Below are 16,767 nucleotides of genomic sequence, written 5' to 3' on the forward strand. Positions count from 1 at the left end.
ATTGATTTTAAAGGTAAGGAGGATAACATATGGATGCAGTTACAAAAACACGACTGCCGGATCAGACCATCGTGCAAATGACCCGTGCAGCTTTGGGTGAGGAAATCACGGTTCAGCATATCCGTCCGCTTTCCGGCGGCTTTTGCAGTGCTGTATACCTTGTGGAGACATCACAGTGCAGGCTTGTGCTGAAGGTGGGTACCAATGCGAATGTCAAGGTGATGCGGCACGAGGTGCAGTACATCCCTACTGAAGTCAAGATGCTTCGGCTGATCGGCGAAAATACTGACATTCCCATGCCCAGACTGATCGCCTTTGACGATAGCTGTTCCATCGTCCATACGCCCTATTTTTTTTTATGAGTTGGCTGGATGGAGCGCCGCTCAGTGGCTGTACGGATCTGACGGAAGAGCAGCTGCACAGCATTCACCGGCAGGTGGGGGTCGTTACAAGAAAAATTTGCGGCATTCCGGAGCATACATTTGGAATTCCCTTGATTCCAGAAAGTCAGTGTAGCTGCAACAGTGCGTTTGTCTATCTGCTGTTTGATTGGCTGCTGCAGGATGCGGAGGAGGAACACATTCCGATTCCGTATATTGAGCCGGATGGGCTTCGGGCGTTGGTGAAGGCATGCGCTGAGGAACTGGATACGGCACAGGCTCCCGTTTTGGTGCATACAGATACATGGGCAGGGAATGTGATGGTGCAGTCCGGCGCATTTGCAGGCATGGTGGATTTTGCTGCACTTTATTATGGAGATTTTCTGATGAGCCACGATTTCCATGACTTTGGGGAGAAATCAGATCCTTACTTCCTTGAGGGGTTTGGCAAGACATCCTTTGACGTGCATGAAAGGATCCGCATTCAGGTCTATCGGGTTTGGCAGCGACTGGGTATGGTGGTGGAACGTGGATTCCGCAAATATGAGGATCCGGATCTGTATGCTTGGGTTCTGCCGGAAATGGAACAGGAAGTGCGCCGCCTGGAGCAGATGATGAACCAGGCTGCCTTAAAATGAAGGGAGGGTTCCTATGACAATTCGGAACATGCAGATCCAGGACTATGATAAGGTATTTGCCATCTGGCGCTCTTGTAAAGGGATGGGGCTGAATGCGCTGGACGATTCCCGGGACGGGATCGCACATTTCTTGCAGCGCAATCCGGAGACCTGCCTGGTGGCATGCAGTGGACAGGAGATTCTGGGTGTGATTCTTGGGGGACATGACGGACGCAGAGGATATTTGTATCATACTGCTGTGTCACCAACCTATCGTAGACAGGGTGTTGGAGCGCAGTTGGTGGATGCGGTGCTACAAGCATTTCAGCGGCTTGGCATCCGCAAGGTGGCGCTGGTGGCCTTTGCGCAGAACGAAGCGGGAAATGCCTTTTGGGAGACGCAGGGCTTCACTGTTCGGGAAGATCTTATTTATCGGAATCGGGCATTGGTTCAGCTGCCTCCGATTTCAGCGGATCCGTAAGGATTTCCCGAAAAAGATCAGATTTTTCTGATCTTTTTTCTTTTCCTCTTGACATGGAGTTGACTCCAGGTGTTATAATAAAGGCATCATAACAAAGGAGGTTGCTTTATGAGTAAGCAGATTCTGATTCTTTCCGCAAGTCCCCGGAAGGGCGGCAATTCCGATGTTCTTTGCGATGCATTCCGCAGAGGCGCAGAAGAAAGCGGTCACAAGGTGGAAAAGCTGAGGCTTTCTGAGCGGAACATCCACTACTGCACCGGCTGCGGCGTCTGTAACAATACCCACCGCTGTGTCCAGCAGGATGACATGGCGCAGGTTCTGGAGCAGATGGTGCAGGCGGATGTGATCGTGCTGGCAACGCCGGTGTATTTCTACACCATGGACGCACAGCTGAAAACCCTCATCGACCGGACGGTGCCCCGTTACACAGAGCTGTCCAACAAGGAGTTTTACTATATCCTGACGGCGGCGGACACCAACCAGGCGATGCTGGAAAAGACGGTGGAGAGCATTCGGGGCTTTACGCTGGATTGCCTGGACACCCCGGTGGAGCGTGGGATTCTGTACGGCACCGGTGTCTGGAAAACCGGTGAAGTGAAGCATACAAAGCATCTGGAGGATGCCTATCAGATGGGCAGACAGGTATAAGGAGGATTTCATATGGAACACACAATGGTACGGGACAAACAATCTGCGGCTGGAGCCGCTTTGCGAATTGCATTGACAGTGGCTGCGGCGGTTCTTCTGCCCCAGCTGTTTCATGCAGTGGGTGCAATTTCCGGAACGGGTACCGCACTGGGTGCTGCACTTTTGCCCATGCATATTCCGGTGCTGCTGGCAGGGCTTTTGTACGGTCCTGTGGTGGGTGTTGCCGCCGGCGTGCTGAGTCCTTTGCTTAGTGCAGCGGTTTCTGATATGCCCACAGCGGCGCTTCTGCCCTTCATGGTACTGGAGTTGGGCGTGTACGGGCTTACATCTGGCTTCCTGTCCCGGACAGGATTGCACGGCTTTACAAAGCTGTTGTTGGCACAGCTTGCAGGCAGAGCCGCAAGAGCATTGGCAGTGCTGACGGCCATCTACCTGTTGAGGAATATCCGGCTGGAGCCAGCTGCTGCATGGCAGTTTGTCACCGCCGGTCTGTTCGGCATCCTGATCCAGTGGGCGGTGATCCCCCTGCTGGTCAAGTATATCCAGGACAGGAGAAATCAGCATGCATGACCTGGAACGGGCAAGGACGCTGCTGACGGAAGGATGCTATACCTGCGTGCTGTGCCGGGTGGATGTCTGCTATACAAGCCATAGCAAGGGCATTTCTCCCATGCTGGACTGGATTGGTGCAGGTGTGGAGCTGAGGGGCTTTTGTGCTGCGGATACCATCGTAGGCAAAGCGGTAGCCATGCTGTTTGTGCATGCCGGAGTGTGCGCTGTGTACGGCAGGGTCATGAGCACTGCCGGGAGGGACTATCTCACCGCCCATGGGGTGGCGTGCAGCTATGACACATTGACAGAACAGATCGTGAACCGCACCGGCGATGGAGTCTGTCCCATGGAGCAGACTGTGGCGCAGTTGGAGGATCCACAGGTTGCCTATGCAGCCTTGCGGAGGAAACGTGACGAAATGAGGAGGAAACAATGAAAAAACTAGGATTTGGATGCATGCGGCTGCCGCTGCTGGATCAGAATAATCAGAAGAGCTTTGACATGCCCCAGCTTTGCAGCATGGTGGACGCATTCCTGGAACGGGGCTTTACCTATTTCGATACTGCATACATGTACCACGATTTTGAAAGCGAACGGGTGATGAAGCAGGCGCTGATTGAACGGCATCCACGTGAAACATTCCTGCTTGCCACCAAGCTGCCCACCATGTTTCTGAAGGAAGTACCGGATATGGAACGGATCTTCAGCGAGCAACTGGAAAAGACGGGAGCCGGGTACTTCGACTACTATCTGCTGCATTGTCTGAATGAGGAAAACTATGCAACGGTGCAGCGACTGAATGCCTTTGACTTCTGCATGCGGAAAAAACAGGAGGGACTGATCCGACGTCTGGGCTTTTCCTTCCATGACAGTGCGGCATTGCTGGATAAGATCCTGACAGAGCATCCGGAAACGGAATTTGTTCAGCTACAGCTGAATTATCTGGACTGGGACAACGAAACCGTTCAGTCCCGGAAATGCTACGAGGTTGCAAAAAAGCATGGCAAGGATATCATCGTCATGGAGCCGGTAAAGGGCGGCACCCTTGCAAAGGTGCCGGAGCAGGCAGAGCAACTGCTGAAGAGGTATGCGCCGGCGCATTCCGTGCCCTCCTGGGCGATCCGCTTTGCCGCAAGTCTGGACAATGTGGTTATGGTGCTTAGCGGTATGAGCAGCATGGAACAGCTACAGGATAACATGAGCTATATGGAGCAGTTCCAGCCCATGAAGCCGGAGGAAATTGATTTGTGTATGCAGGTGCGGGATATTATCAACGGCACCATTGCCGTGCCCTGTACTGCCTGCCGCTACTGTGTGGAGGGATGTCCCATGCAGATTCCGATCCCGGATTACTTTGCCCTGTACAATGCGGAGCTGCAGGAGGTGGAGAAGCCCTTCACGGTGCAGCAGACCTATTATGAGAATCTGACCCGGCAGTACGGAAAGGCTTCGGACTGTGTTGCATGCCGCCAGTGCGAGCAGCATTGCCCCCAGCATATTTCCATTGTGGAAAATCTGAAAAAGGTGGCAGAAACCTTCGAGGTGTGATATGACGATTTCGGAGACCGCAAAAAAATATGATCTGACTCCGGATACCCTGCGGTATTACGAGCGGATCGGACTGATCCCACCGGTGCGCCGGAACGCCTCCGGTTTGCGGGATTACGATCAGGAGGCCTGCCGGTGGGTGGAATTCATCAAATGCATGCGAAGCGCCGGCCTGCCCATCGAGGTGCTGATCGAGTATGTACAGCTCTTCCGGCAAGGGGATGCCACCGTTGACGCCCGGCTGGAACTGCTGACGGAACAGCGCAGACTGTTGCAGGAGCGGATCTGTGCCATGCAGAACACCCTTGCCCGGCTGGACTATAAGATCCAGCTGTATGAATCCGGGCAGATGAAGCAGTGTGAACAGCGGCTGACCGGATCCGGCGAGCCGGAGCAGCCGGATATTCCGTGATGCTTGCCTTTTGCGTGTTGTTTTGATTTTGGAAAAAACGACGAAAATTCCCTATGATATTCTCCGTTCGCCGAGTTATACTATTATCACGGCATCCAATTCTATTAAAAACAAAGGAGAACCATTATGAAGGGTGAATTTACGCAGAAGGGTAAGGAAGCAATGGAGCGTTTTAAGATGGAGTCTGCCAGCGAGGTTGGCGTATCCCTCAAGCAGGGTTACAACGGCGATCTGACTGCACGTCAGGCTGGTTCCATCGGCGGTCAGATGGTCAAGAAGATGATCGACGCATATAAGATGCAGTAAGATCTTTTCCCCGAAAAAGTGCGCTGTGCGGCATTTGTCGTGCAGCGCACTTGCTTTTTCCGGATTTCGATGCATAAAAAAGCACCCCCGTCCGGTTTGCCGGAACGGAGGCGCTGATTGATTCAACGAATCAAAGGAAGATGTACTTGAGAATGAACAGAACCGCCAGAACGTACATAATGGGATTGATTTCCTTGCGCTTGCCGCAGATCAGGTTGATGATCACATAGGAGATCACTCCGATGGAAATGCCCTCAGAGATACTGTAGAACAGGGGCATTGCAATGATACACAGGTAAGCGGGGATCGCACTGGTGTAGGTGTCTTCTGTCAGCTTGATCTCGGTGACGGTGCTGAACATCAGGAAGCCAACCAGGATCAGAGCCGGAGCGGTTGCAAAGGAGGGGATTGCAGTGAAGATGGGAGCAAAGAGCATGGAGATCAGGAACAGAACAGCGGTGGTCAAAGCAGTCAGACCGGTTCTGCCGCCTGCTGCCACGCCGGCGGAGGATTCTACGAAGGTGGTAGTGGTGGAGGTGCCGAATACGGCACCGGCAGAGGTTGCAACGGCGTCGGCCAGCAGTGCAGGCTTGATGGCAGGCAGCTTGCCGTCTTTATCCAGCATGTTTGCCTTGGTGCTGACACCGATGAGCGTACCCAGTGTGTCAAACAGATCAACGAACAGGAAGGAAAAGATAACTACCACAAAGTTCAGAATGCCCACATTGCCAAAGTCCAGCTTGAAGCACTGACCAAAGGTCTGGCTCAGCTTGGTGAAATCTGTGATGCCCAGAGTGGGGAACAGGGTGTATGCACCTGCATCCGGGTTGGGCACATACAGACCGGTCAGCTGGCAAAGCATGCCCAGGATCCAGGTGCCTAAGATGCCGATCAGAATGGAGCCCTTGACCTTCTTGATATAGAGGACGGAGGTCAGCAGCAGACCGATGACAGCCAGCAGTGCGCAGATGCCTGTGGTGTGGAAATTTTGGGTAAAGTCCGTGATGGTAACCAGAGTTGAAGCGTCAACAGACAGTCCAGCGTTCTGCAGGCCGATGAAGGCGATGAATAGACCGATGCCCACGGAAACGGCACGCTTCAAAGGCAGGGGGATGGAGTTGAAGATAGCTTCCCGCACGTTGGTAAGGGAGAGGATAATGAAAATGATACCCTCAATAAATACGGCAAAGAGCGCTACCTGCCAGGAAAAGCCCATAGTGCCGCATACGGTGTATGCCATGTAGGCGTTCAGTCCCATGCCGGCGGAAAGGGCGAAGGGCAGGTTTGCCCACAGAGCCATGCAGATGGTTCCCACGAAGGATGCGAGACAGGTTGCCAGCAGAACGGCGGTGCTGTCCATGCCGGTGGAGGAAAGGATGCTGGGGTTGACTGCCAGGATGTACGCCATGGTCATGAACGTGGTCAGACCGGCAGCCAGTTCGGTTTTCACATTGGTTTTGTTTGCCTGGAGTTTGAATAGCTTTTCAAACATACGTTACACCTCAATTTCCAAATTCTGCAATGTAGGGCAGATTCCGGTAGTATTCCCCATAGTCCAGACCATAGCCGATGACGAAATAGTCCGGGATGGTGAACAGGGAGTAATCCGCCTTCAGATCCACGATCCGCCGATCCGGTTTGTCCAGCAGGGTAATGATCTCCAGGGAAAGGGGATTGCGGATTTTCAGGATCTTCAGGATCTCGTTCAGGGTTCTGCCCGTATCGATGATATCCTCCACAATAAACACATGATACTTGCTGACGTCCTGTGTGAGATCCATGGTGATCTGCACATTTCCAGAGGAATTGGTGTCCTCAAAATAACTTTTTGCCGCCATGAATCCGATCTCGCAGGGAACGGTGATCTCCCGGCTCAGATCTGCCAGGAACATATAAGCGCCCTTGAGAATGCTGACCAGCAGAATGGGCGCTCCGTCATAAGCGGCGTTGATGCGTTCGCCTGCTTTTTTCAGAGCCTCCTTGATCTGATCCTCCGTAATCAGAATCTGCTTGATTTTGCTCTGGTACTCCTCTGGATTTGCAAATTCCATATTTTCTCTCCTATTCATTCCGGCGCTGTGTCCGGGTAAAATGGGTTTCCGCTGCTGCCTTAACAACATTATCACAATTATATCACACGCTCTACACAATTTCAAGGATGAAAGCGCATTTTGCAGGCACTCTTTATCTAAAAACAGCCTATTTCATGCCGCAAGAGAGAAAACTGCGTTTTTTGTGTGCTGCGGTTGCAATTTTTAAGGATTTTCGGTATAATATAGTCGGGAGGTGCATAGAATGGAGATCACTTTGAACCCGGATGCCCAGATGGTTGCCGCAGTGCGGGAGGGCCTGGCACACACCGGCGGATACTGCCCCTGCCGCAGGGAACGGAAACCGGAAAATAAATGTATTTGTCAGGAGTTCCGTCGCCAGATGGAGGATCCGGACTTTGAAGGCTACTGTCATTGCATGCTGTACTACTGCACGCATAGGGACTAGCCTGTAGAGTGCACCTGATGGCTTTGCACAGCATTTGCAGCCCTAAGACAAAACCGGTGAATGGGAACCATTCACCGGTTTTTTGCTGTTTTACCAGCCGATCACAGAATGACTGTGAATGTAGAATTCCTCCTGGCTCGGCTGCCAGCCCTTTTCCTTTGGAGGGAACTGGGCATCAAAGGCTGCTACAGCTTCTGCATCCTCACAGCATGCCGCCGCAGTGCTTTCCCGGTAGCAGAGCTTTCTGCCGTCCAGGGTACCCGGGGTCAGCTCCTTTACCAGCAGAGCTGTCGGGAAGATGTCCCCCTCCAGACACACATTGTACCGCTTGCAGCTGCGAAAGCCACGGGATACATAATTGTCCGGATTGCCAAATATAACAATGACGTCATATCCAAGCGCTTTTGCCCGGCGGAAGGATTCCTCCAGCAACGCTTTACCGTATCCCTTTCTCTGGCAGGCAGGATGCACGCTCAAAGGTCCGAAGGTGAGGATTCGATGCCGATTTCCTGCCTGGTCCTCCAGCCAGCTGTGGGTGTACAGCACACTGGCGATGATCTTGCCTTCACGTTCCAGTACCAGATCCAGCTCCGGCACAAAATCCGGATGCTGCCGCATGGTGTGGACGAAATAGTGCTCATTGCAGCCCGGCACGCTCTGATTCCAGAATGCTTCCCGGGTCAGGGTTTCTACTGTCTGGTGATCCGCCTTGGTTTCCTGGCGGATGATGTAGTCACGTTCTTTCATTGTTTTACCTCCTAAAACTGGTTGACTGCAATACCGGGAGGTTGGCTGAGCTTGCAGCGAACCTTCCGGTTACGCTACAATCTCCAGTGTGTAGTATGGTTTCAAACATACACTCCTTTTGTATTATTACAACGCCGAAGCGGTGTTGCCCTTAGGATTCCTCCAGGGAGTCGGCCTGCTGTTTCCAGTACGCTTTGAGCATTTCCAGAATCCTGGTTGCATCCTCCAGTTCGCTTTCCTTGTGATATTCCTGCATTTCGCTGAATGTTCCGGACTCGCTGACGATTCCCAGCAGCCACTTGCCCAGTAATGTTTTTTGAAACCGGAAGATCATGCAGTGAATGCCGTCCGGATCATCGAATTCTGTAGTGAATTCCACTTTCGCAGGTCTGCACCCCAGCTCGGTTGGGTAGGAGAGCCATTGCGCCAGTTCCTCTGAGGCTTCTTTAATCGGTTCTGTCATCCTGGAGCATTCCTTTCGCTATAGCATTCCAAAAAGCAGTCTTTGTTGAATAACGTGTTTATATCCACCAGGCAGGTGTCAGCTCTCCCAGTGTGACCACTTTTCCTTTGGTGATATCCAGCATGATCCGGATCTCCTGGTAGCTGTCCGGCATCAGCTGTACCATCAGCTCCCGGCAGGCGCCGCAGGGTGCTCCGGTTCTGCCATCCGGCATGATTGCCAGCACCTGGTCGATTTCCTGTTCTCCCTCCGTGATCATATGAAAAATCGCATTCCGCTCTGCACAGATGCCCAGGGTGGAGCAGGTGTCGATGCATACGCCAGTGTAGATCTTGCCGGACTTTGCACGAATGGCTGCGGCAACTCCGCCAGCCTCCACATACTTTGAAATGCTTCTGCCCTTCTGGACGGCCTTTGCCGCCTGAAAGAGTTCTTCCCAGCTTTGATCCATGACCATGCCTCCTGCTCTGTGATATGGATATAGTATACCATTTCAAAGGCGGCTTCGTCAATGCTTTCATACAGTATTTTTCCGGAAACGTTGACAAGTGCCTGACTTTGGAGTATAGTATAGGCAATACAGTTCCCTGCTTTGGCAGGAAAGGAGCATGAAAATGAAAATACTGATTGTGATCGATATGCAGAATGATTTTATCGATGGGGCTTTGGGTACCCCGGAGGCTGTGGAAATTGTGCCGGCAGTGGCGGAGAAGATCCGACAGTACCGTGAGGCTGGAAATCTTGTGGTGTTTACCCGGGATACCCACGGGGAGGATTATCTGGATACCCAGGAGGGGCAGAATCTGCCGGTGATCCATTGTGTGGAAGGAACCTCCGGTTGGGAGATCTCTCCTCAGTTGCCGGTGGAAAATGCCCGGATCATCAACAAGCCCTCCTTCGGCTCTCTGGAACTGGCGGATTATGTGGCGTCCTTTGAGCAGATCGACAGCATTGAGCTGGTGGGGCTGTGTACGGATATCTGTGTGATCTCCAATGCCATGATTCTGAAGGCTGCCCTGCCGGAGATCCCGTTGTTGGTGGATGCGTCCTGCTGTGCCGGAGTTACACCGGAAAGCCATCGGAATGCTCTGGAGGCAATGAAGATGTGTCAGATCACGGTGACTCACAGTTAAATGAATGAAGTGCGTATGAGAATATTATTTTAATTTTATTGTTTTAGCCGCAAAATTAGCTGTTTTATATAGAAACTGTTCAATTGTAACCGGATAATTCGGTTATAAGGCAGGATTTATCATAGAGAAAGCACAATATGTCATTGCAATTTATGCTCAAATAGAGTATTATGTAATTGATTTATAGCCTCGTCTGAGCGGTTTTATAGCTTGGATGGAAGCTAAAAATTAAAACTTTACATCGTGAAGGAGAAAATCATCATGAAGAAGACAAGATCCATTCTGTCCGCACTGACAGTCATGGCTATGCTGGTATCTGTTCCGGCAAGCGTATCCGCCGCTGATTCAGTTTCGCTGATTGCCGGCAGGGCAACCGCAAAGGCTGGGGAGGAGTTCAGTGTTGACGTAAAACTGTCCGGCATTCCCAGCACCGGCATGAGCATCCTGGACTTTGCTGTAGAGTTCGACAGCTCCATTCTCACCATCAGTGATGTTACCCTGGGCGCTGTAGGCAACACCGGTGCCATCGAGGCTGATAAGGACACCGGCGACGTATTTACCTGGAGCGTGGACGGGGATCAGCTGTGCATGCTGTGGACAACCGGTCTGACCGACAGCCAGTACTGGATGAAGGACACTACCTCAGACGTATTTGTAACCATTACCGGTACTGTAAACGCATCCGCAGCGGAGGGAGCTGTGTCAGTACTGGGAATTGTCCCGGTTGCCCGTGAAACCTATCCGGGCAGCGGCGTGACCAATGATAAAATCGTTGCAGGCTACATTGACGATTCCAATACGGCTGTTTACTATAATGTACTCGGCACAGCTGGGGAGGTAACCGTTGGCGGCGATGCTGCTGCTGATCTGTATGGTGACGTGGACTGCAACGGTGTCGTTGAAATCAATGACGTGGTTCTGCTGTCCAGATACGTTGCACAGGATGCAACTGCAAAGGCACCCTCTGCACAGGGACTGCTGAATGCGGACTGCAAAAAGGATGGTACTATCGATTCCAGTGACATTACTGCAATTGCACGGTATCTTGCACATCTGATCGATGCAAGCGAACTGGGCAAGTAAGCGATCGGGCCGACAGAAACAGGGGGAAGCATGTATCAGAGCATGAAAAAAGCATCAGCAGTGTTGCTTGCGCTGCTGATGTCTGTCGGCACATCTGCGTTTTATCCGTTGGATCCATCCACAACAGCAGCCGCAGCCGACCAGGGCTTGTACGGTGATCTGAACGGGGATGGACTGATTGATGGTTCGGATTATGCGCTGCTCAGAGGATATCTGGCAGGGCAGATTTCTGCATTCCCGTATGAGCCTGCGCTGCAGGCGGCAGATGTAACGGGAGATCAGACAGTGACTGCGGATGACGCAGCGATGCTGAACGAGTATTTACTTCACAAGCGCACCGGGTTTGCATCGGGTGCATCCTTTGAAATCAAGCAGACGCCGGACTATTACTTTGCGGTAGACGCAGAGTATAGCCAGGGTGTCCGCGAGGATCTGAACGCCGGATTTACCGGCGAAGCATACGTCAACTATGATAATGTGATCGGCAGCTATGTCAACTGGACGGTGCAGGTGCCAAGTGCGGGCAACTACCGTGTGACATTCCGCTATGCAAACGGATCTGCTGCGGATCGCCCCTGCAAGGTGACAATCAACGGCAATACGGACTATGCGTTGGTGTCCTACCCCTCCACGGAGGCATGGACCACCTGGGCGGAGTCCAGCGTGGTGGTCACATTGCATGCGGGACAGAATACCATTCGTGCAACGGCTTCTACGGAAGGCGGCGGTCCCAATATGGACTACCTGATCCTGGAGCCTACCACGGATCCTGCCGCATCTCTGACGGAAGAAATTCCGGAGGGGGCACAGCAGGTGGAAAATCTGGACCGGGGCGTGATTGCGGCGAAGTCCGGCAATGACAAGGGTATGCTGATTTCCTGGCGGCTGCTTGGTACCGATGATGAGAATACCTCCTTCAAGGTGTTCCGCAACGGAGAACCCACTGTGCTGTATGAGGGCACAGCGGCGGATGCTACCTGCTATTATGATCCGGATGGTACAGCATCAGATTGGTATACGGTGGATGTATACCAGGGCTCGGAGTGTACGGAATTTGCATGCCTTGCAACCATGCTGGGCAATAAGGACTCTTCGGGTGCATATTTTGATATCAACTTTACGGCACCGGCGGATCTGACCATGCCGGACGGTTCTACCTGCTCTTACACAGTCAATGACTGTTCTGTGGGAGATGCGGACGGGGATGGTCAGTACGAGCTGTTCGTGAAGTGGGATCCTTCCAATTCCAAGGACAATTCCAAGAGTGGCTATACGGGCAATGTATACCTGGACTGCTACAAGCTGGACGGCACAAGACTCTGGCGTGTGGATCTGGGGAGAAACATCCGTGCGGGTGCACATTATACCCAGTTCATGGTTTATGACTATGACGGGGACGGCAAGGCTGAAATGATCTGTAAGACCTCCGATGGTACGGTGGATGGTACAGGGGCTGTGATTGGCAACGCTTCGGCAGATTATCGGGCGTCCTCCGGCTACATCCTGTCCGGCAACGAATACCTGACGCTCTTTGACGGTCTGACGGGCAAAGCGCTGGATACCATAGATTATGTACCGGGACGGGGTACGGTCAGCAGTTGGGGCGATTCCTACGGAAATCGTGTGGATCGGTTCCTGGCGGCAACGGCGTATTTGAACGGCACCACGCCCAGCTGTGTGATGATCCGGGGCTATTACACCAGAATGACCGCAACGGCATACAATGTGGTCAACAAAAAGCTGGTACAGCTTTGGGCATTTGATTCCGGAACTGCGGAAAGCACTACCTCCGGCTACGGAGACGGCAATCACAACTGCTTTGCGGCGGATTGTGACAACGACGGCAGGGATGAAATTGTGGTGGGCTCTGCGGTAATCGATGATGACGGCATACTGCTGTACACCACTGGTCTGCGGCATGGAGACGTGCTGCATGTGGGGGACTTCGTGCCCAGCAATCCTGGTCTGGAGATCTTCATGTGCCACGAGGCTGCGCCCTATGGTATGTCCCTGCGTGATGCGGCAACCGGCAAAATGATTCTTCGGAAACCAGGAGAAGGGGATACCGGCCGGGGACTTGCGGATAATCTGATCGCCGGGAACGACAGTGCCGAGTTTGTGGGCGTACAGGATTCTGTGGTTTATGACGCATCCGGCAATACGGTCTGCAACTGGAGCGATATCACCAAGTGGGGTATGAACTCCGTGGTTTACTGGACTGGCTCTCTGGAGCGGGCAGTGCTTGACCGGACTATGGTGGATCAGTACGGTTCCGGCAGAGTCTTTACCGGCAGCGGCGTGACCTATAACAATTCGTCCAAGTCCAATGCGTGTCTGACCTGTGATCTGTTTGGTGACTGGCGAGAGGAAATGATCTTCCGGCTGGGAACTGGATCCGGCGTCCGGATTTACTCTACGACTTACGAGACGAAATACGGCATCGTTTCTCTGATGCACAATGTACAGTATCGTACAGCTGTTGCAGGGCAGAATGTGGCTTATAACCAGCCGCCCCATACGGATTACTTCCTGGGAACCGGTTATCCGCTTCCGGAACGTCCAAATGTGTATGCTGCAAAGCCTTAAGGCAGCAGCATGCCCAATGGTTTTGCGATGAATCTGCCGAGGTTTTTTAGGCTTATTACCCAGAACCTCCCAGCAATACGTCTTCCGGATGGAAGACGTGATACAAATGCGGTGCAGCTCCCGATTGTGGGACTGCACCGTTTTTTTCTGTTCTGCCGGATGACGCATATAAATGAAATGGATGGGCGCATACTACTACCAGATGGATCACTAGGGCATGCAGTCGATGAAAATCGGCGGTGTTTCAGATAGGAGGAAGGATGGAATCAATCTGGCAGAACAGTACAAAGGCGCCAAGCTTTCCGAAGCTGCAGGGGAATGCGAAAACCGATGTGCTGATTATCGGCGGCGGCATTGTCGGAATTCTGACGGCATACTTTCTGAAACAAAGCGGTGTGGATTGCATGCTTGTGGAAAAGCGGCGTATTTGCAGCGGAACCACGGGATATACAACGGCTAAGATCACGTTTCAGCATGGTCTGAATTATCAGAAGCTTCTGAAAAGTGAGGGCTTGGAAACGGCGCAGAAATTCCTGCATGCCAACCGGCTTGCCTTTGCAAAATATGCGGAGCTTTGCCGGGAAATCCACTGTGATTATCAGCGAAAGCCTAACTATGTTTATTCGGTGCAGGACAGAAATGCGCTGGAGCAGGAGCTGTCCGCTCTTGCAAGAATTGGTTATGAGCCGGTGTTCTGCGAGCATTTGCCCTTGCCCTTTCCAACGGCAGGCGCAGTGATGTTTCCGGATCAGGCGCAGTTCCATCCGCTGAAATTCCTGTACGCCATTGCAACACATTTGCCCATTTATGAGAATACCTTTGTTCGGGAGATGCGGGAAAACCAGGCAATCACAGACGGGGGAAATATCACGGCAAAGGCAGTGATCGTTGCAACTCATTTTCCCTTTCTCAACAAGCATGGCAGTTATTTTCTCAAGCTTTATCAGCACCGTTCCTATGTGCTGGCTCTGGATCATGCCCAGAATGTGCAGGGCATGTATGTGGACGCATGCAAAACGGGTTTGTCATTTCGGAATTACGGGGAGTATCTGCTGCTGGGCGGCGGCGGTCATCGAACGGGAAAAAGGGCGGCTGCTGGGCGGAGCTGCGGCGTGCCGCACGGCAGTATTATCCCTCCGCCAGGGAATGGGGTCATTGGGCAGCCCAGGACTGCATGACGCTGGATCAGATGCCATATATCGGGCAATATTCCAGCCGCACAGCACAGCTTTTCACGGCAGCGGGCTTTGACAAATGGGGCATGACAGGCGCCATGCTGTCGGGGATGCTGCTTTCTGATCTGGTGCAGGGCAGAAAGCCTGCATATGCTGACATTTTCAACCCTTCCAGAAGCATGCTGAAGTCCCAGCTGTTTGTCAATGATCTGGAATCTATCGGAAATCTTCTGACATTTACCGGCAGGCGCTGCCCACATCTGGGGTGTGCGCTGCATTGGAATGCCGCCGAGCATTCCTGGGACTGTGCTTGTCATGGCTCGCGGTTGGACGAACATGGAAACGTGTTGGATAATCCGGCAAATGGGGCGTGATACGGCGGGGGAGCAACAGTCTGTTGCTTGCTTTTGCAAGGTTTTGTGCTATAATAATAAGTAAGGTGGTGATGTTTCATGGAAACAAAGGATATCATATTACAGCTCAGAACCCAAATGGGGCTTTCACAGGATGCGCTTGCGGAAAAAATCTATGTGACCAGGCAGGCTGTATCCCGTTGGGAGAATGGCGAGACGATCCCGAACGTAGAGGCATTGAAGCTGCTGTCACAGGTTTTTGATGTGTCCATCAATACGTTGTTGGGATCCCCAAGGCAGTTGGTTTGTCAATGCTGCGGCATGCCTCTGGAGGATGCCACAACAAGCCGGGAGCCGAACGGGGCGTTCAATGAAGAATACTGCAAGTGGTGCTATGCGGGGGGCGAATTCCGGTATACCAGCAAGGAACAGCTGATTGATTTTTGCGTGGAGCATCTGGCAAATGAAAACTGGCCGGCGGAACAGGTTCGTGCGCATATGGAAGCAGTTGTACCGAATCTGAAGCACTGGAAGTAGCTTGTAATTTTACATATGTCAGCATACAAGTATGTAAGGGAGTTTTGGAGTATGTACAAGAATATTGAAAAAACACAAAGTTGGAGCTGAAAGATCTGGTGGCTTATCAGGAGGGGCAGGTAGTCAGCAAGACCCTTGTGCAGAATGATCTGGTCAGCATGACGATTTTTTCCTTTGACAAGGGAGAAGAAATCTCGACGCACGCAGCAGGCGGCGATGCAATGGTAACGGTTCTGGAGGGCAAGGGAAGATTCACCGTTGGCGGTGAGGTGTTCTACCTGGAGCAGGGGGAAACGCTGATCATGCCGAAGGATATTCCTCACGCAGTGTATGGCGAGGAAAGATTTAAAATGCAGCTGGTGGTTTCATTCTAAGAACCGGATCGGTAGCTGTCAAAACTGTGGAGCAGCCATTTGGCTGCTCTTTTTTTATTTACGGGTTTGCTTCCTGCACAATCAAGGAGGTATACAGGCGATTATGCACCAAAATAATAAAAAAATGTCCCCTTGTATTGACATTTTGAAGAATATGGGGTATAATAGCCCTTGACAGAAAGTTAAAATGTATATATCTCAAGCGTGAAAGACTATGGAGGGCAACTATGACAAAAAAGAAAAAGATTCTGATTTGGATCGTATCCATCTTGCTGGGCGGCGCACTGCTGTACTCCGGCGCTTGGCTGTATTTTTATTACGCTGTCTGCCTACCCCACATGCCGGCAGAATCCTATGGGTTTAAGATTGACGAAGATTTGCCCCAAAGTGCCGGCGGAACTGATTATACTGCTCTTATAGGAGATAAATATTGGCTGGGCGATTATTTTGTTCCGCATTTCGGGAATTTTCATTGCTCCTTTACCATTACAACGTCTACGGGAATTGATGACGATCATTGTATCGTCAATGAAGATGGCAGTGTGGACTATATCCCCTATAATATGTCTGGTTCGGATTTTTCTGTTAGTATGATAGCTCCTCTTGGGTTCAATGGATCAATTAAATATTATATTTTCGACGTTTCGAAAATGGCAGGAACGGATTGGGGTTCCTATTTGGTGTTGGATGCAAACGGAAAACTGCTGAACGAGGATGAACAAACTGCTGCGGATCTTGCCATCTATCGAGAGGCATTGCCGGAACTCATGGAGTTTATTGAAGTGACCAATACTGTAACTGGAGTGCAGTAGCATTTTTCAGATGGCTATTGCGACAAAAACACACTGTCTTATATTTTTTAATAAAAATTTT

The 16,767-nt window shown here is 51.8% G+C and carries 23 protein-coding genes; 18 read left to right on the forward strand and 5 right to left on the reverse strand.

The window, feature by feature from the left end; all coding sequences use genetic code 11:
• Window positions 1-29 precede the first annotated feature (29 nt).
• From RUM_RS07860 to RUM_RS07900, 9 genes are all read left to right on the forward strand, one after another.
• On the forward strand, window positions 30-362 hold the full coding sequence (locus tag RUM_RS07860) for a phosphotransferase family protein (RefSeq protein ID WP_015558606.1): 333 nt from the start codon (window positions 30-32) through the stop codon (window positions 360-362).
• Complete coding sequence (locus RUM_RS07865; RefSeq protein WP_015558607.1) at window positions 359-1,018, forward strand: phosphotransferase; 660 nt, start codon at window positions 359-361, stop codon at window positions 1,016-1,018. Before RUM_RS07860 ends, RUM_RS07865 begins: the two co-directional genes overlap by 4 nt.
• A 13-nt stretch (window positions 1,019-1,031) precedes the next feature.
• Window positions 1,032-1,478, forward strand: coding sequence for a GNAT family N-acetyltransferase (locus RUM_RS07870; protein WP_015558608.1), 447 nt, complete (start codon window positions 1,032-1,034; stop codon window positions 1,476-1,478).
• Window positions 1,479-1,586: 108 nt separating this feature from the next.
• Complete coding sequence (locus tag RUM_RS07875) at window positions 1,587-2,126, forward strand: flavodoxin family protein (protein ID WP_015558609.1); 540 nt, start codon at window positions 1,587-1,589, stop codon at window positions 2,124-2,126.
• 12 nt (window positions 2,127-2,138) lie between these two features.
• Entirely contained in the window at window positions 2,139-2,696 is a 558-nt protein-coding gene (locus tag RUM_RS07880) for an ECF transporter S component (protein ID WP_015558610.1), read from the forward strand.
• On the forward strand, window positions 2,689-3,114 hold the full coding sequence (locus tag RUM_RS07885; RefSeq protein ID WP_015558611.1) for a DUF1893 domain-containing protein: 426 nt from the start codon (window positions 2,689-2,691) through the stop codon (window positions 3,112-3,114). The genes RUM_RS07880 and RUM_RS07885 overlap by 8 nt, the downstream gene beginning before the upstream one ends.
• A complete protein-coding gene (locus tag RUM_RS07890; protein ID WP_015558612.1) occupies window positions 3,111-4,226 on the forward strand; it encodes an aldo/keto reductase in 1,116 nt (371 codons plus the stop codon). The genes RUM_RS07885 and RUM_RS07890 overlap by 4 nt, the downstream gene beginning before the upstream one ends.
• A 1-nt stretch (window position 4,227) precedes the next feature.
• Window positions 4,228-4,638, forward strand: a complete 411-nt coding sequence (locus tag RUM_RS07895) for a MerR family transcriptional regulator (protein WP_015558613.1) — start codon at window positions 4,228-4,230, stop codon at window positions 4,636-4,638.
• A gap of 126 nt (window positions 4,639-4,764) precedes the next feature.
• A complete protein-coding gene (locus RUM_RS07900) occupies window positions 4,765-4,944 on the forward strand; it encodes an alpha/beta-type small acid-soluble spore protein (RefSeq protein WP_015558614.1) in 180 nt (59 codons plus the stop codon).
• A 130-nt stretch (window positions 4,945-5,074) separates the two neighbouring features.
• On the opposite strand, the gene RUM_RS07905 is transcribed toward RUM_RS07900, so the two are convergent.
• On the reverse strand, window positions 5,075-6,436 hold the full coding sequence (locus tag RUM_RS07905; RefSeq protein ID WP_015558615.1) for an NCS2 family permease: 1,362 nt from the start codon (window positions 6,434-6,436) through the stop codon (window positions 5,075-5,077).
• Between the two features lie 10 nt (window positions 6,437-6,446).
• A complete protein-coding gene (hpt, locus tag RUM_RS07910) occupies window positions 6,447-6,995 on the reverse strand; it encodes a hypoxanthine phosphoribosyltransferase (RefSeq protein WP_015558616.1) in 549 nt (182 codons plus the stop codon).
• Window positions 6,996-7,230: 235 nt separating this feature from the next.
• Here hpt and RUM_RS07915 point away from each other — a divergent pair, with 235 nt between their 5' ends.
• Window positions 7,231-7,443 (forward strand): ferredoxin-thioredoxin reductase catalytic domain-containing protein, encoded by a 213-nt coding sequence (locus RUM_RS07915; RefSeq protein ID WP_276694318.1) that lies wholly within the window; start codon window positions 7,231-7,233, stop codon window positions 7,441-7,443.
• Between the two features lie 90 nt (window positions 7,444-7,533).
• Here the strand turns inward: RUM_RS07915 and RUM_RS07920 are convergent, their stop codons facing one another.
• The 3 genes from RUM_RS07920 to RUM_RS07930 all read right to left on the reverse strand — a co-directional run bounded on the left by RUM_RS07920 (window position 7,534) and on the right by RUM_RS07930 (window position 9,104).
• Window positions 7,534-8,190, reverse strand: a complete 657-nt coding sequence (locus RUM_RS07920) for a GNAT family N-acetyltransferase (protein ID WP_015558618.1) — start codon at window positions 8,188-8,190, stop codon at window positions 7,534-7,536.
• Between the two features lie 151 nt (window positions 8,191-8,341).
• Window positions 8,342-8,653, reverse strand: coding sequence for a hypothetical protein (locus RUM_RS07925; RefSeq protein ID WP_015558619.1), 312 nt, complete (start codon window positions 8,651-8,653; stop codon window positions 8,342-8,344).
• Window positions 8,654-8,711: 58 nt separating this feature from the next.
• Window positions 8,712-9,104: a cytidine deaminase family protein gene (locus tag RUM_RS07930; protein WP_015558620.1), complete on the reverse strand. Its 393-nt coding sequence runs from the start codon at window positions 9,102-9,104 to the stop codon at window positions 8,712-8,714.
• A 163-nt stretch (window positions 9,105-9,267) separates the two neighbouring features.
• Between RUM_RS07930 and RUM_RS07935 the strand changes: the two genes are divergently transcribed.
• From RUM_RS07935 to RUM_RS07965, 8 genes are all read left to right on the forward strand, one after another.
• Window positions 9,268-9,786: a cysteine hydrolase family protein gene (locus RUM_RS07935; protein ID WP_015558621.1), complete on the forward strand. Its 519-nt coding sequence runs from the start codon at window positions 9,268-9,270 to the stop codon at window positions 9,784-9,786.
• Between the two features lie 261 nt (window positions 9,787-10,047).
• The gene (locus RUM_RS07940) at window positions 10,048-10,869 is read left to right on the forward strand and encodes a cohesin domain-containing protein (RefSeq protein ID WP_015558622.1); all 822 of its coding nucleotides are present in this window, start codon (window positions 10,048-10,050) and stop codon (window positions 10,867-10,869) included.
• A 42-nt stretch (window positions 10,870-10,911) separates the two neighbouring features.
• On the forward strand, window positions 10,912-13,455 hold the full coding sequence (locus RUM_RS07945) for a rhamnogalacturonan lyase family protein (protein ID WP_041326705.1): 2,544 nt from the start codon (window positions 10,912-10,914) through the stop codon (window positions 13,453-13,455).
• A 260-nt stretch (window positions 13,456-13,715) separates the two neighbouring features.
• A complete protein-coding gene (locus RUM_RS07950; protein WP_015558624.1) occupies window positions 13,716-14,633 on the forward strand; it encodes an NAD(P)/FAD-dependent oxidoreductase in 918 nt (305 codons plus the stop codon).
• Window positions 14,561-15,004, forward strand: coding sequence for a Rieske 2Fe-2S domain-containing protein (locus tag RUM_RS13210; RefSeq protein WP_338056979.1), 444 nt, complete (start codon window positions 14,561-14,563; stop codon window positions 15,002-15,004). Before RUM_RS07950 ends, RUM_RS13210 begins: the two co-directional genes overlap by 73 nt.
• A 78-nt stretch (window positions 15,005-15,082) precedes the next feature.
• Window positions 15,083-15,520 (forward strand): zinc ribbon domain-containing protein, encoded by a 438-nt coding sequence (locus RUM_RS07955; RefSeq protein ID WP_015558626.1) that lies wholly within the window; start codon window positions 15,083-15,085, stop codon window positions 15,518-15,520.
• Between the two features lie 98 nt (window positions 15,521-15,618).
• Window positions 15,619-15,894, forward strand: a complete 276-nt coding sequence (locus tag RUM_RS07960; RefSeq protein WP_420834806.1) for a cupin domain-containing protein — start codon at window positions 15,619-15,621, stop codon at window positions 15,892-15,894.
• A gap of 227 nt (window positions 15,895-16,121) precedes the next feature.
• Complete coding sequence (locus RUM_RS07965) at window positions 16,122-16,706, forward strand: hypothetical protein (protein ID WP_015558627.1); 585 nt, start codon at window positions 16,122-16,124, stop codon at window positions 16,704-16,706.
• The last annotated feature ends 61 nt before the right edge of the window (window positions 16,707-16,767 follow it).

The sequence above is a fragment of the Ruminococcus champanellensis 18P13 = JCM 17042 genome (assembly GCF_000210095.1).
In the GTDB taxonomy this organism is placed as follows: Bacteria; Bacillota; Clostridia; order Oscillospirales; family Ruminococcaceae; genus Ruminococcus_F; species Ruminococcus_F champanellensis.

What these genes read in the sequence shown, in the direction of transcription:
- RUM_RS07860 (WP_015558606.1), top strand. Translation starts at nt 30, where the DNA reads ATGGATGCAGTTACAAAAACACGACTGCCGGATCAGACCATCGTGCAA.
- RUM_RS07865 (WP_015558607.1), top strand. Translation starts at nt 359, where the DNA reads ATGAGTTGGCTGGATGGAGCGCCGCTCAGTGGCTGTACGGATCTGACG.
- RUM_RS07870 (WP_015558608.1), top strand. Translation starts at nt 1,032, where the DNA reads ATGACAATTCGGAACATGCAGATCCAGGACTATGATAAGGTATTTGCC.
- RUM_RS07875 (WP_015558609.1), top strand. Translation starts at nt 1,587, where the DNA reads ATGAGTAAGCAGATTCTGATTCTTTCCGCAAGTCCCCGGAAGGGCGGC.
- RUM_RS07880 (WP_015558610.1), top strand. Translation starts at nt 2,139, where the DNA reads ATGGAACACACAATGGTACGGGACAAACAATCTGCGGCTGGAGCCGCT.
- RUM_RS07885 (WP_015558611.1), top strand. Translation starts at nt 2,689, where the DNA reads ATGCATGACCTGGAACGGGCAAGGACGCTGCTGACGGAAGGATGCTAT.
- RUM_RS07890 (WP_015558612.1), top strand. Translation starts at nt 3,111, where the DNA reads ATGAAAAAACTAGGATTTGGATGCATGCGGCTGCCGCTGCTGGATCAG.
- RUM_RS07895 (WP_015558613.1), top strand. Translation starts at nt 4,228, where the DNA reads ATGACGATTTCGGAGACCGCAAAAAAATATGATCTGACTCCGGATACC.
- RUM_RS07900 (WP_015558614.1), top strand. Translation starts at nt 4,765, where the DNA reads ATGAAGGGTGAATTTACGCAGAAGGGTAAGGAAGCAATGGAGCGTTTT.
- RUM_RS07905 (WP_015558615.1), bottom strand. Translation starts at nt 6,436, where the DNA reads ATGTTTGAAAAGCTATTCAAACTCCAGGCAAACAAAACCAATGTGAAA.
- hpt (WP_015558616.1), bottom strand. Translation starts at nt 6,995, where the DNA reads ATGGAATTTGCAAATCCAGAGGAGTACCAGAGCAAAATCAAGCAGATT.
- RUM_RS07920 (WP_015558618.1), bottom strand. Translation starts at nt 8,190, where the DNA reads ATGAAAGAACGTGACTACATCATCCGCCAGGAAACCAAGGCGGATCAC.
- RUM_RS07925 (WP_015558619.1), bottom strand. Translation starts at nt 8,653, where the DNA reads ATGACAGAACCGATTAAAGAAGCCTCAGAGGAACTGGCGCAATGGCTC.
- RUM_RS07930 (WP_015558620.1), bottom strand. Translation starts at nt 9,104, where the DNA reads ATGGATCAAAGCTGGGAAGAACTCTTTCAGGCGGCAAAGGCCGTCCAG.
- RUM_RS07935 (WP_015558621.1), top strand. Translation starts at nt 9,268, where the DNA reads ATGAAAATACTGATTGTGATCGATATGCAGAATGATTTTATCGATGGG.
- RUM_RS07940 (WP_015558622.1), top strand. Translation starts at nt 10,048, where the DNA reads ATGAAGAAGACAAGATCCATTCTGTCCGCACTGACAGTCATGGCTATG.
- RUM_RS07945 (WP_041326705.1), top strand. Translation starts at nt 10,912, where the DNA reads ATGAAAAAAGCATCAGCAGTGTTGCTTGCGCTGCTGATGTCTGTCGGC.
- RUM_RS07950 (WP_015558624.1), top strand. Translation starts at nt 13,716, where the DNA reads ATGGAATCAATCTGGCAGAACAGTACAAAGGCGCCAAGCTTTCCGAAG.
- RUM_RS07955 (WP_015558626.1), top strand. Translation starts at nt 15,083, where the DNA reads ATGGAAACAAAGGATATCATATTACAGCTCAGAACCCAAATGGGGCTT.
- RUM_RS07965 (WP_015558627.1), top strand. Translation starts at nt 16,122, where the DNA reads ATGACAAAAAAGAAAAAGATTCTGATTTGGATCGTATCCATCTTGCTG.